This window comes from Pseudomonas sp. GW822-FHT02G04 (genome assembly GCF_058802085.1).
This window is the reverse complement of record NZ_JBXANU010000018.1, coordinates 89897-102353: the sequence shown is the minus strand read 5'-3', so window position 1 is coordinate 102353 and position 12457 is coordinate 89897. Positions and strand designations below refer to the sequence as shown.

11 protein-coding genes and 1 pseudogene are annotated in these 12457 nt (G+C 59.7%); 1 reads left to right on the top strand and 11 read right to left on the bottom strand.

What is annotated here, in order from left to right; genetic code table 11:
- Positions 1-60: 60 nt before the first annotated feature.
- Both AC1RO5_RS21130 and AC1RO5_RS21125 read right to left on the bottom strand, forming a co-directional pair.
- On the bottom strand, positions 61-420 hold the full coding sequence (locus AC1RO5_RS21130; RefSeq protein ID WP_493177420.1) for a response regulator: 360 nt from the start codon (positions 418-420) through the stop codon (positions 61-63).
- Between the two features lie 86 nt (positions 421-506).
- Positions 507-1193 carry a Crp/Fnr family transcriptional regulator gene (locus tag AC1RO5_RS21125; RefSeq protein WP_493177418.1) on the bottom strand — a complete coding sequence of 229 codons (687 nt, stop codon included), beginning with the start codon at positions 1191-1193 and terminating at the stop codon, positions 507-509.
- 84 nt (positions 1194-1277) lie between these two features.
- Between AC1RO5_RS21125 and AC1RO5_RS21120 the strand changes: the two genes are divergently transcribed.
- Positions 1278-1796 (top strand): Mpo1 family 2-hydroxy fatty acid dioxygenase, encoded by a 519-nt coding sequence (locus AC1RO5_RS21120; RefSeq protein ID WP_493177416.1) that lies wholly within the window; start codon positions 1278-1280, stop codon positions 1794-1796.
- Positions 1797-1839: 43 nt separating this feature from the next.
- Here the strand turns inward: AC1RO5_RS21120 and AC1RO5_RS21115 are convergent, their stop codons facing one another.
- From AC1RO5_RS21115 to dibA, 9 genes and pseudogenes are all read right to left on the bottom strand, one after another.
- Entirely contained in the window at positions 1840-4050 is a 2211-nt protein-coding gene (locus AC1RO5_RS21115) for a GMC family oxidoreductase (RefSeq protein WP_493177414.1), read from the bottom strand.
- Positions 4047-4559, bottom strand: coding sequence for a sorbitol dehydrogenase (locus tag AC1RO5_RS21110; protein WP_493177413.1), 513 nt, complete (start codon positions 4557-4559; stop codon positions 4047-4049). The genes AC1RO5_RS21115 and AC1RO5_RS21110 overlap by 4 nt, the downstream gene beginning before the upstream one ends.
- Positions 4549-5919, bottom strand: a pseudogene (locus AC1RO5_RS21105) (cytochrome C). The gene AC1RO5_RS21110 and the pseudogene AC1RO5_RS21105 overlap by 11 nt, the downstream one beginning before the upstream one ends.
- A gap of 269 nt (positions 5920-6188) precedes the next feature.
- Entirely contained in the window at positions 6189-7178 is a 990-nt protein-coding gene (locus AC1RO5_RS21100) for a sulfate/molybdate ABC transporter ATP-binding protein (protein ID WP_493177411.1), read from the bottom strand.
- Between the two features lie 3 nt (positions 7179-7181).
- A complete protein-coding gene (gene cysW, locus AC1RO5_RS21095; RefSeq protein WP_007941037.1) occupies positions 7182-8051 on the bottom strand; it encodes a sulfate ABC transporter permease subunit CysW in 870 nt (289 codons plus the stop codon).
- A gap of 13 nt (positions 8052-8064) precedes the next feature.
- On the bottom strand, positions 8065-8883 hold the full coding sequence (gene cysT / locus AC1RO5_RS21090; RefSeq protein WP_493177410.1) for a sulfate ABC transporter permease subunit CysT: 819 nt from the start codon (positions 8881-8883) through the stop codon (positions 8065-8067).
- A 71-nt stretch (positions 8884-8954) separates the two neighbouring features.
- On the bottom strand, positions 8955-9968 hold the full coding sequence (locus AC1RO5_RS21085) for a sulfate ABC transporter substrate-binding protein (RefSeq protein ID WP_413696101.1): 1014 nt from the start codon (positions 9966-9968) through the stop codon (positions 8955-8957).
- 151 nt (positions 9969-10119) lie between these two features.
- Entirely contained in the window at positions 10120-10302 is a 183-nt protein-coding gene (gene oscA, locus AC1RO5_RS21080; RefSeq protein WP_019651544.1) for a sulfur starvation response protein OscA, read from the bottom strand.
- A 243-nt stretch (positions 10303-10545) separates the two neighbouring features.
- Positions 10546-12456: a phosphodiesterase DibA gene (dibA, locus tag AC1RO5_RS21075; protein ID WP_493177407.1), complete on the bottom strand. Its 1911-nt coding sequence runs from the start codon at positions 12454-12456 to the stop codon at positions 10546-10548.
- Position 12457 lies beyond the last annotated feature (1 nt).

Genomic DNA, 12457 nt, shown 5'->3' with positions numbered 1-12457 from the left:
AAAGGTGTGTTGAGATTTCCGGCTTGCCCGCGAAGACGTCAATCAACTCACCGCATGCCATCAACGCTTACGCCGCAATAGTTTGCGCACCCGCTTCACCAGCTCACCGACGGTAAACGGCTTGAGCAGGTAATCATCCTCATGCAGCTCCAGCCCGCGCAGCCGATCTTCAATGCCATCCGTAGTGGTGAGCAACAGCACCGGCGTATCGCCGAACTTGCGGATCTGTTGCAGCAACTGCCAGCCGTTGAGCCCCGGCAGCATCACGTCGAGGATGATCAATTCATATTCGCCAGATTCGATAAAGCGCCGACCGTCCATGCCATTGAGCGCTACATCCACCGCATAACTCGCTTCGCTCAGGCCTTTGGCCAGGAGGCTGGCGGTCTCGGGTTCGTCTTCCACTAACAGCACACGCATGGCACACCTCGATTGTCGTCTTCACAGGCTAGGCGCGTTCGTGGACAAAGCCCATCAATAAAATCGACAGCGCCTGCAAGTGCACATCAAACCACCCCCAACGCCCGCAACCGCTGCGCATCCAGAATCTCGATCTCGCCATACCTGAGATTCAGAATCCCCTGCCCCTGCAAGTCCTTGAGGATCTGGTTGGTGGTCTGGCGCGACAGCGACAGCATCGACGCCAGTTGCTCCTGCGGCAGTTGCAGAACGCGGCGCGGCAGGTCGATTTCACCATAGCCCTCGGCGATCATCAGCAAGCGATGGGCCAGGCGCGCCGGGGCCGGCATCAGGCTCAGCTGCTCGAGGTTGATGAAGGTCAGGCGCAATTTGTGGCTCATCAACAACGCCAGTTGCCGCCAGTACGCCGGGTGTTCGTCGAGCAATGCCAGCAGCGCCGTTTGCGGGATGTGCAACAGGATGCAATGACCTGTGCCGAACGCGTCGTGGGTTCGCGGCTGGCCATCGAACAGGCAGATTTCGCCGAACCAGTGCGGCGGCTCCACCAGACTCAGCAGTGCTTCCTTGCCCTGCTCGTTCACCGCGCCAATGCGCACCGAACCTTCAAGCACCGCATACAACCCGCACGGCGGATCGCCACGCTTGAACAACCGCTGCCCCGGCGACAACCGCCGAACCCGGGCGATTGTCAGCAGACTATCCTGTAAGGAAACAGGTAAATGACTGAACCATTGCCCCGTATCCAGGCGCGAACGCCAAACCTGCATGTCCATGAAAACTCCTGGAGATTGTCGCCTGGCTGACAGAGCGAGAGATGAACCCGGGGCATCATCAATCACCCTACAGGAGGAATAACAATGAAAAGCCTCGTTGACCATCTCAGTCAATACGCCGCCTACCACCGTGATCCGCGCAATATCGCCAGTCACTTCGTGGGCATTCCACTGATCGTCGTGGCAGTCGCGGTGTTGCTGTCGCGTCCGCAATGGGCCGGGGGCTGGCTGTCACCGGCAGTGCTGGTGTCACTGGTGTCGGCCTGGTTTTACCTGCGGCTGGAACTGCGACTGGGGGTGCTGATGACGGTATTGCTGGGCCTGTCGGTCTGGCTGGGGCATGTGTTTGCGCAGCAGAGCACGTTCGTCTGGCTTAGCGCCGGCATCGGGATGTTTGTGGTGGGCTGGGCGATTCAGTTTGTCGGTCATCATTACGAGGGACGCAAACCGGCGTTTGTCGATGATGTGACAGGGTTGATTGTCGGGCCGTTGTTTGTGGTGGTGGAAGCAGGTTTCCTGCTGGGGCTTCGGAGCGAACTGAAGCGGGCCATCGAAGAGCGCGCCGGGCCAGTGGCCTTGCGCAATCAACGCTCCGCCGCCTGAGAAAAAGAGCGGTAACGGATTGATGCCGTTACCGCTCAAGGTTTCACAGCGTGCCGAACTCGACCCGAACCGTCAGTGCACCGAGGTTGTCCTTCAAACCCGCACCGTAGAGGCCTAGCAGGTCATCATTGATACACAACTGCAGCTCGCCTTGCTGGCCAGCCGGAATCTGCGCCAGATCACCGATCAGGAAGGGAATGCCAAAGTCACCAACACGGCCGATCAAAGCACCTTCGGCGGCTCCCATCAGCGTATAGCCGAACTTGGCGATGTAGTCCGGATTGCCCTTTCCATCCACCCAGTTACTCGCCGGGCTGGCGCACCATAGGCCAAGGACACAACGAGCCAGACGCGGCACCAGAGCGTTGATCTGTACACCGGTGCCCTGCCAGGGCAGATTGGCCAGAACCTCCACCGTCGCAGCCTTCAGGTCGTTGGCCAGCGTATCCCCGGCCTGGAACGACAACGCGGCAATCGTCAGGCTCGGGTTCGAAGTGCCGGTGCTGGGGAAGACGCCATCGCCCACCAGGAACAGGTTCTTGTGGTCCCAACTGCGCTGGTATTTGTCGACGACCGATTTGGTTGGATCATCGCCCATGCGATAGGTCCCCATCAGGTGCCCGGCGCCCTGGAAACTGTAAGGCTCATTGTCGTAGGTGAACGTCCCGGGCGTGAGAGGCTTCGTCAGCTCCACCGCGCCGAGCAGTTCGGTGATGATGTGAGTCGCCAACTTCTTCGCCTGCTTGAAGCCCTCCTTGGTGTATTTGGACAGGTCATAGTGAATTTCCGGCCGGGGAATGCCGAGCCGGTCCTTGTACTCGGTCGACGGCACGATGTAACACGTGGGGTGATCGGGATCGTCCTCGACCTGCTCCACCAGAAACGCGATCCGGAACTGACGGATGAACAAGTCGTTGAGCTTTTGAACCAACGCTGTCCCATAGAGCACTTGCTGTGGTTTCAAGGCCGGCGGTAGCGGGTTGGTTTGACTGTGATTCGCCCCGTCGATGAAGTCAGCCACGGTGGTGTAAGGATCGGTGGCCGGCCAGTTCCAGCCCTCGTTACCGATTTCGATGCGCCACGCCGCTCGAGATTTGCGAAAGTCACCGTCACGCAAACTCTCGATGCCCGCCGTGGACAGAGGACCCCGGTACGGAAAAACCGCCTTGCCTTCAGGCATCAGCCCCCATGCCAGGTAGATCGGGTGATCGGCCAGGCTGCGTCCCACCTGCCCACTGCTGTTGGCCACACCTTTGGGCCAGGCCGGACTCGTGGAGTTCAGTAATAGCTTGGGTGTCTCGATGGCATGGGCGGCGATCACATAACGCTGCCCGATAGCGACGCCGGTTCCAGTGACCGGGCCGTCGCCAAGCTGATACTGAATGAATTCGATGCCGTTGATATTGCTGTCCGCCCCGACGGTCACTTTGCTGGCCACGGTTCGGTACAACACTTTGACCTTGCCGGTGGCCAGGGCTTTGTTCATTGTCACTGTCGCATCGTACTTGGCCTGGATCGGGCAGATCGGTGTGCAGTTGGTGTTGCCGGCACACACCCGGCGCCCCGCGTAAGGTTGGGAGTTGCGCCCGGCAGGCGTCGGGCTGACTACCAGCGGCAAGCCGTCGAACGTCTGCCCCGTCACGGCCGTGACAAAACTGCCATCAACCAGCGACAACGGAATGCTATGCATCGGGAATGAATAACCTTCGGGAAAGGTCATACCCAGATAGGCCTGGTCGGCGACATTGGCCGCCACGCCGATTTCCGCCTCGGCCCGGCAGTAGGCACTTTGCAGATCGTCGTAGCCGATAGGCCAGTCCACCCCGACGCCGTATTTTGATTTCAGGCGGAAATCGTTCGGCACCATGCGCAGGCATGTCCCGACCCAATGCCAGGTGGTGCCGCCGCCGACCCGTTCATAGGTGCTGGTGAAGGGCATCGGGCCTTTCTGTACCAGATAGCTGATCGCCGGCTTGTCCCAGCCCAGGATCAAATCGGCGATGGTCGCACGCGGGGCGTTCTCGTTGGCCGGATCACGGGGGGTGTCCAGGCTCGTCACCGGTGGGTAAGGGGCTTCGGGGGTTTTCAGCGTGGCCGTATAGAAGCGCTCCAGGTATTGAGCACGGTTGGCCGGGATTTCCGGGCCTGATTCGAGCACCAGCACATCCACCCCGGCCATGCCCAGTTGATAAGCGATAATGCTGCCGGCCAGCCCCGCGCCAACGATCACTACGTCCGCTTGTTCGATACTCATGACGAGGCTCCTTGCTGTCCGCTGGCGGGTACTCCGGTGTAATCCTCAAGGCTCGGCGGCGTGGTGTTCCAGTAGCCGAAAAACATCTCGCTGTAGCCTATGGGATGGGCCTGGGCAATTTTCCAGGCCCAGCTGTTGATGTAGGCCTGATCGGACACCACCATCGAGTCGGTCGATTTGTAGCTCCCGGTGGCATAGGGCTGATACCAGACACCCAACAACCACAGCTTCATGATCGAACGCGCTGCTCGGGCGGTTTGCGTGGTCGCCGGTAGCGTCCCATCCATCAGTACCGCCTGGGCGATCCGGTCCGGAGGCTCAAGGTCCGCCGCCATCGTGGCGTACTGAGTCAGCAAGGCGTTGAGCACATCAGGCGTGATGCGCGGCGTGATGAACTCGAGAAAGATCGGCGGCAAGCCCACCTGGTCGATGGCCGGCGCCAGTCGATCGGCGGGAATGCCGGTGAGGGCCGATGAAAGGCCAATGAAGTTTTGCAGATCACTGCTCATGGCTGACTCCTTGTCCGCCGGTGGACTGTGCGCGTTCAAGCAGGTAGGTGAAATCCGCGAAGCTGGTGCGCGGGGATTCGGTGACATGGGTGGCCGCATTACCGTGGCACGCCATGCAACTGGAAGACGCCTGGGGTACGGTGCCCTGGATATAGGTTTCCAGCGTGGCGTTGGCCAGGAACAAGGGCGCGGGACTGCCCAGTGGGTTGGTCGCCGATATCTGGCAATTGGGCTGTGGAGGGGCAGACGGCCACTGGGTGCTGATCAATTGATAGTTCGCCCAGACGCTCTGCGGATTGACCGTTCGCAGCAGGGCCTGGTACGTGGTGTTCAGGTTTTTGGTGGCGTCGGTCAGCGGCGCGTCACGCTCGATCTGCGAGGGCGTCGCCTTGACTGCCGGGTTCCACGGCCGTGGCGGAGGCTGGTTGACGTCGCTCTTGCTGTTGACGTTGTAGAACAGGTACGGGCCCACCCGCTGCTCAGGAGGCGTGGATTTCTCCGGTACGTTTTTCACATGTTCAAAGGTTGACCAGACCCACTGCGCCGCATTGGCGGTCTTATGAACGATGTGCAACCCCACCAGCCCGACCGGCTCGGATACGCACGACTCCTCGACAATCGGCCCATGACTTGGGTCGTTGTTGCCCGGCGTATAGACCAGCGCATCGACGGTGTGGAAATCCTGTCGGCGATCATTGGAGCCAAGCACTTTCCACGACGCCTTCACCATCACCGCACCCACCTGTTTGGTGACGGCGGAGCCACAGCTGAAAGCCACGGCGTTGCTCGGGTTCGCGGCGAAAAACTTCCGCTGGCCTTCGATGCTGTACAGCCCGTTGTTGACGATCCCGTCGAACATCGATTAGTTGACCACGATTTCGTTGCGCGTATAGACGCCGTTCTGATCCACCAGCGGGCCGCTCTCGAAGGGCTGGATAAACTCATCCAGCACATCGGGCACCTTGCCCATCTGTTGCAGCAGGCGGCCAGGCTTGAGTGACTTGCACACTTCGGGGAGGGTGGCCGGCGCATCCCAGGGCAGCGGTGTCTGGCCCTTGGGCCTGAATATCTGGTAGCTCTCTTTCCAGCTTTCCCACACCGTGGCCCCATCCTGCTTGCCGATGGGGGTGCCGGTATTTGGATCGCCATTGTCCAGCGCCGGCCAGCTCAGGGCGATGAAGGTCTGCCACGACAAGTCATCGAAATCGGCCTGCAGGCTGGGCAGAGAAACCGGTTGGGTAACCGTGACATCAAAGGGTATCTGTGGCGACAGCGAGGGGGCGGCGCTGGCGGACGAGCCCAGCAAAACGCTCAACAAGGCACAGCCAAACGGGCCATGCCGACTGACTTCCATTCTCATGTTTTATCTCCTTGGCATCAGGGCGCCAGGAGATAACACCGGTCCGTCATGGACTCTCACTGCCTCCTGGCAAGTCAGAGTCTAGGTAGGGTTTGAGGCAAAAAAGTCACGGGGGTAGAACCGATCGAAGCAAGGTCGGTTGGTGTTATTACAGATTGGGCGGGGTGTTCTTGGAGACGCCATCGCGAGCAAGGACTTTGGGTTGGCCACAAATGTGTGTTCAACCCAAATCCACTGTAGGAGCTGGCGCAGCCTGCGATCTTTTGATCTTAAATGTTGGCGACTTTCTGCCAGACCTTGGGTTTGAAGAACAGCGTCTCACCCTTCGCCAATCCAACCAGGCTGTCGTGATCCTTCACCACTTCCGCTTCAATCAACTCGCTCTGGCCTTCGACCTTCAGCGTCACCCGCGTGGTGGCGCCCAGCGGACGAATATCCCGCACTTCAGCGGCGTGGTGGTCTTCCAGCTCATGGCGCGACAGCGACACTTCGTGTGGACGGAACAGCACATGTTGGTCTTCGCCCAAATGCAGACGGTTCGAATCGCCGAGGAAGTGATAGACGAAATCGCTGGCCGGATTTTCGTAGACGTCGCCCGGTGAGCCGATCTGCTCGATCACGCCTTTGTTCATCACCACGATACGGTCGGCAACTTCCATCGCCTCTTCCTGGTCGTGCGTCACGAATACCGAGGTCAGGTTGATGTCTTCGTGCAGCCGTGCGAGCCAGCGACGCAGTTCTTTACGGACCTTGGCGTCGAGCGCGCCAAAAGGCTCGTCGAGCAGCAGCACTTTCGGTTCCACCGCCAAGGCGCGGGCCAACGCGATACGCTGACGCTGGCCGCCGGAGAGTTGTTCCGGGTAGCGGTCCGCCAACCAGTCCAGTTGCACCATGTTCAGCAGTTCGTGGACTTTCACCGCGATCTGGATTTCGTTCGGGCGCTGGTTTTTCGGCTTCATGCGCAGGCCGAACGCAACGTTGTCGAACACCGTCATGTGGCGGAACAGGGCGTAGTGCTGGAACACGAAACCGACGTTGCGATCACGCACGTCGTGGCCGGAAACGTCTTCGCCGTGGAACACGATGTTGCCCTGATCCGGGGTTTCCAGGCCGGCGATGATCCTCAGCAGCGTGGTTTTACCGCAACCCGATGGACCGAGCAGCGCCACCAGCTCGCCGCTTTGAATGTCCAGGCTGATGTTGTCCAGCGCCTTGAACGCGTGGAAGTTCTTGCTGACGTTACGCACTTCGATCGACATGACTTATTCCTCCGCGGCGCTGGCGCGCAGGCGGTTAATACGGTTTTCGCTCCACTGCTTGAGCAGCAGGATGAAGAGCGCCAGGATCAGCAACAGGCTCGCCACAGCGAACGCGGCCACGTGGTTGTATTCGTTGTAGAGGATCTCGACGTGCAGCGGCAAGGTGTTGGTCACCCCGCGAATGTGCCCGGAAACCACCGACACCGCACCGAACTCACCCATCGCCCGCGCCGTGCAGAGCACCACGCCGTAGATCAGGCCCCATTTGATATTGGGCACGGTGACGTGCCAGAACATCTGCCAGCCATTGGCGCCGAGCAGGCGCGCGGCCTCTTCTTCCTGGGTGCCTTGTTCCTGCATCAGCGGGATCAGTTCACGGGCCACGAACGGCACGGTGACGAAAATCGTCGCCAGCACAATGCCCGGCAAGGCGAAGACGATCTGGATGTCGTGATCCTGCAACCACGGGCCGAACAAGCCTTGGGCGCCGAACATCAACACGTAGACCAGACCTGCGATCACCGGCGACACCGAGAACGGCAAGTCGATCAGGGTCACCAGCATGCTCTTGCCGCGGAACGAGTATTTGCTCACGCACCACGCCGCGCTGACTCCGAACACCAGGTTCAGCGGCACCGAAATCAGCACTGCAATCACCGTGAGTTTCAGGGCCGACAAAGCGTCCGGTTCAAAGATCGCGGTGAAGAACGCCCCCAGGCCCAGCTTCAGGCCTTGGGACACCACGATGAACAGCGGCAGCAACAGAAACAGCGCAAAAATCAGCCAGCCGAGGCCGATCAGGATTCGCCGCGAAGCGGCACTGCCACGGCGAGCGGCGTTCGAGGAGGCCGCTGCAATAGACGATTGGGACATTTTTCGCGCCTCCTTATGGGGTTTCGATGCGCCGCTGCAACAAGTTGATCAGCAGCAACAGGACAAAGGAAACCAACAGCATCAGTACACCAATGGAGGTGGCGCCGGTGTAATCGTACTGGTCGAGTTTGACCATGATCAGCAGCGGCAGAATTTCGGTTTTCATCGGCATGTTGCCGGCGATGAAAATCACCGAACCGTACTCGCCGACCCCGCGGGCAAAGGCCAAGGCGAAACCGGTCAGCCAGGCTGGGAGCAGCGCCGGCACCAGAATATGGCGGAAAACCTGCAACGGTTTTGCCCCCAGGCACGCCGCCGCCTCTTCCACTTCACGGGGGATATCGGCCAGTACAGGCTGTACCGTACGTACCACGAATGGAAGCGTCACAAAAGTCAGCGCCAGGGTGATGCCGAGGGGGGTATACGCGATCTTGAAACCCAGGTCCGCCGCGAACTGACCCACCAGGCCGGTGGGGGTGTACAGCGCGGTGAGCGCGATACCGGCCACGGCAGTGGGCAATGCGAAGGGCAGGTCGATCATCGCATCGATGACTTTGCGCCCCGGGAAGGTGTAGCGCACCAGCACCCAGGCCAGCAGCGTGCCGATCACGCCGTTGATGATCGCGGCGTACAGCGCGGTGCCGAAGCTCAGCTTCAACGCGGCCAGCACCCGAGGTGCCGAGATGATTGCCCAGAACTGGTCCCAGGTCAGTTGAGCGGCATGCACGAACATCGCCGCCAGTGGAATGAGCACAATCAGGCTGAGGTACACCAAGGTGTAGCCCAGCGTCAGCCCGAAGCCGGGTATGACGGGGGAGATACGACGCGACATAAAAGTCCTTGGTTGAGAACGCGCTAAGCCCCGACGATGAAATCGGGGCCCATTGGCTGATCTATTTCAGGTTACTGCGCCTGGTAAATCTGGTCGAACACGCCACCGTCATTGAAGAATTTCGGTTGCGCGGTTTTCCAGCCGCCGAAGTCCTTGTCGATGGACACCAGTTCCAGGGTCGGGAACTGCTTGGCGTACTTGGCGGCTACGTCCTTGTCACGTGGACGATAGAAGTTTTTCGCCGCGATTTCCTGGCCGGCCGGGCTGTACAGGTGCTTGAGATACGCCTCGGCGATCTCGGTATTGCCCTTTTTCTCGGCGTTCTTGTCGACCACGGCCACCGGTGGCTCGGCAAGGATCGACAGCGAAGGCACAACGATGTCGAACTTGTCGGCGCCGCCGTCCTCTTTCAAGGCCAGGAAAGCTTCGTTTTCCCAGGCCAGCAACACGTCGCCCTGACCGTTGTTGACGAAGGTGATGGTCGAACCGCGCGCACCGGTGTCCAGCACTGGCACGTGCTTGAACAGGGTCTGCACATACTCTTTGGCCTTGGCTTCGTTACCGCCGTTGGCTTTCAGGCCATAGGCCCAGGCCGCGAGGAAGTTCCAGCGTGCACCGCCGGAGGTTTTCGGGTTCGGGGTGATGACTTCCACGCCGTTTTTGGTCAGGTCGCCCCAGTCCTTGATGCCTTTCGGGTTGCCCTTGCGCACCAGGAACACGATGGTCGAGGTGTAGGGCGTGCTCGCTTCCGGCAGACGCTTTTGCCAGTCAGCCGGCAGGCTCTTGCCGAGCTTGGCGATTTCGTCGATGTCACCGGCCAGGGCCAGGGTCACCACGTCGGCCCGCAGACCGTCGATCACCGCCCGGCCCTGCTTGCCTGAGCCACCGTGGGACTGCTGGATCTTCACATTGTCGCCAGCGTGGTCTTTCTTCCAGAAGTTAATGAATTCGGCGTTGTAGTCCTGATATAGCTCGCGTGTCGGGTCATACGACACGTTGAGCAATTCGTAATCCTTGGCAACCGCGGAACCAGCAAAAAGGGCACTGGCCAGGGCGGCCAAAGCAAAATGGCGAATCGACGACATGGTGAAAGCTCCTGGAATTCTTGGTGTGGTGGCTTTTTCTTATGGTCTGGAAACGGGTTACCTGTTTGAAAAGATCGCAGCCTGCGGCAGCGCCCACAGGCGCGTAGGAGCTGCCGAAGGCTGCGATCTTTTGATCTCTAGATCTTTTACTTCAACTCGGTTTATTTGCCGGATGCTGCAAACGGAATTTCTCTTTGCGTTCGATCTGTACCACCTGGGCGTTGTGCACGGTGATTTCCACCGCGCCAAAGCGCAGATCGCGCAAGGCGCTCTGGATCTCACGCAAAATGGTGGCTTCGTCCTGCCCGTCAACACTGCGTAGGGATGCGCTCATGGTGCTGCTCCTTTAATGAGATATGCCTGGCAGTGGCGGGCACTGCGTACGGCGTGAGAGCAATAGTAGATAGGCGCGGATATTCTTAAAAATACTATTTAAGAATGTTTATATAACTGGAAGGCATTATTTGATGGGGCAAGGGATTGCGGAACGTTATTAGCTTGAAGATCAAAAGATCGCAGCCTTCGGCAGCTCCTACGCGCCTGTGGGCGCCGCCGAAGGCTGCGATCTTTTCGCTTTTTAGGACACTCGAGCCCAATCCAATGAAGCCGCCGGCACTGGCCGCCCAAACCAGTACCCCTGCCCCAGATCGCAATCGTGCTCGAGCAGGAAAGCCGCCTGCTCGACCTGTTCGATCCCCTCGGCATGCACCTGCATTCCCATGCTTTGCGCCAACGCGACGATTACCCGAGCGATCGCCGCGTCATCCTCATCACCCGGCAAGCCTGCGACGAATCCCTGATCGATCTTGAGCTTTTGCACAGGCAAACGCTTGAGCCGCAGCAACGACGAATACCCCGTGCCGAAGTCATCGATAGCCAGCCGCACGCCTAACTCACGCAAGCGGTGCATCTGCTCCAGCGCCACTTCCGGGTCCTCCATCACCGCGCTTTCGGTGACTTCCAACTCCAGATACGCCGGATCCAGCCCGGTGTCGTGCAGCACCTGAGCCACCTGCTGGTACAACTCACGGCGGGCAAACAGGCGCGAAGAAACGTTCACCGCGACAAACGACAACACCACGCCCGCGGCTTGCCACTGGCACATCTGCTGACAAGCCTGGCGCATGACCCAGGCGTCGATCTCGGCAATCAGCCCGGTGCGTTCGGCAATGGGGATGAATTCAGCCGGTGACACCAACCCGCGTTGCGGATGCTCCCAGCGCACCAGTGCCTCGACGCCAATCAGGCGACTGGTTTTGAGGTCATGCACTGGCTGGTAATAAACCCGCAACTCTTGCTGCTCCAGCGCTCGGCGCAATTCGAATGCAATCTCGACGCGTTGCTGGGCATGCGCAGTCAGCTCTTCGGTGTAGAGGGCATAACCGTCGCGACCGGCGCTCTTGGCTTTGAACAATGCCGAATCGGCGTTGCGCAACAGCTGCTCGGCGCTCAACGCATCGCTGGGGAACAGGCTGATGCCGACACTGGCGTTGATGAATAACGAATGCCGGTCAATCTGAAACCGCTCCTTGAGACCATCGATGACCCGCTGGGCCAGCGCCGCGGCATGCCCCGGTTGCGGGCAATTTTCAGCCAGCACCGCAAATTCATCGCCACTGAGCCGCGCCAGGGTGATTCCCGGTCCGAACAAGGCTTTCAAGCGCTCAGCCACGGTCTTGAGCAACTGGTCACCGACACTGTGACCGAGGCTATCGTTGATCAATTTGAAGTGATCCAGGTCGATCATCAGCAACGCACAACCGCGCTTATGTGCCTGCGCCGAGGCCACTGCCTGCCCGGCACGGTCGGTAAACAGCAGGCGATTGGGCAGATCGGTCAACGGGTCGTGGTGGGCCAGGTGCGTCAGTTCATGCTCGGAGTTCTTGATCGCGCTGATGTCGGAAAACACCGCAACGTACTGGCTGAGCCGCCCCTGATCGTCGTAAACCAGGCGGATCGTCTGCCATTGCGGGTAAATCTCGCCGCTTTTGCGACGGTTCCAGATTTCCCCGCTCCACTCGCCGAAGCTGTCGAGCGTCGCGAACATCGCCTGGTAGAAGCCTGGCGGGTGATGGCCCGACTTGAACATGCTCGGTCGCTGACCCAGCACTTCCTCACACTGATAGCCGGTGATTTCCATGAACGCCCGGTTCACATGGACGATCAGCCCTTTGCTATTGGTGACCAGCACCCCTTCGCGAGTGCAATCGAACACCGCGGCCGCTTGTCGCAAACGCTCCCGGTCGGCAGTGCGCTCACGCAATTTGGCGCCGACGCCCAGGCAGCGAAACAATCGTGCCCGCGCGATGAAAATCAGCCCGGCACTGAAGGCCACCCAGGCATAACCGTTGATCAGTTGCCAGCGCAGCAGGTCGGTGGAGTTATCGAAGAAACTGTTCAATAAATAGCCACTAAACTGCAGCCAGACAACAGAAAGCACCAGATAGAGCAGCGCTGCACGCAAGGCATCGCGATATGTGGCTGACATT

What these genes read in the sequence shown, in the direction of transcription:
- AC1RO5_RS21130 (WP_493177420.1), bottom strand. Translation starts at nt 420, where the DNA reads ATGCGTGTGCTGTTAGTGGAAGACGAACCCGAGACCGCCAGCCTCCTG.
- AC1RO5_RS21125 (WP_493177418.1), bottom strand. Translation starts at nt 1,193, where the DNA reads ATGGACATGCAGGTTTGGCGTTCGCGCCTGGATACGGGGCAATGGTTC.
- AC1RO5_RS21120 (WP_493177416.1), top strand. Translation starts at nt 1,278, where the DNA reads ATGAAAAGCCTCGTTGACCATCTCAGTCAATACGCCGCCTACCACCGT.
- AC1RO5_RS21115 (WP_493177414.1), bottom strand. Translation starts at nt 4,050, where the DNA reads ATGAGTATCGAACAAGCGGACGTAGTGATCGTTGGCGCGGGGCTGGCC.
- AC1RO5_RS21110 (WP_493177413.1), bottom strand. Translation starts at nt 4,559, where the DNA reads ATGAGCAGTGATCTGCAAAACTTCATTGGCCTTTCATCGGCCCTCACC.
- AC1RO5_RS21100 (WP_493177411.1), bottom strand. Translation starts at nt 7,178, where the DNA reads ATGTCGATCGAAGTGCGTAACGTCAGCAAGAACTTCCACGCGTTCAAG.
- cysW (WP_007941037.1), bottom strand. Translation starts at nt 8,051, where the DNA reads ATGTCCCAATCGTCTATTGCAGCGGCCTCCTCGAACGCCGCTCGCCGT.
- cysT (WP_493177410.1), bottom strand. Translation starts at nt 8,883, where the DNA reads ATGTCGCGTCGTATCTCCCCCGTCATACCCGGCTTCGGGCTGACGCTG.
- AC1RO5_RS21085 (WP_413696101.1), bottom strand. Translation starts at nt 9,968, where the DNA reads ATGTCGTCGATTCGCCATTTTGCTTTGGCCGCCCTGGCCAGTGCCCTT.
- oscA (WP_019651544.1), bottom strand. Translation starts at nt 10,302, where the DNA reads ATGAGCGCATCCCTACGCAGTGTTGACGGGCAGGACGAAGCCACCATT.
- dibA (WP_493177407.1), bottom strand. Translation starts at nt 12,456, where the DNA reads ATGTCAGCCACATATCGCGATGCCTTGCGTGCAGCGCTGCTCTATCTG.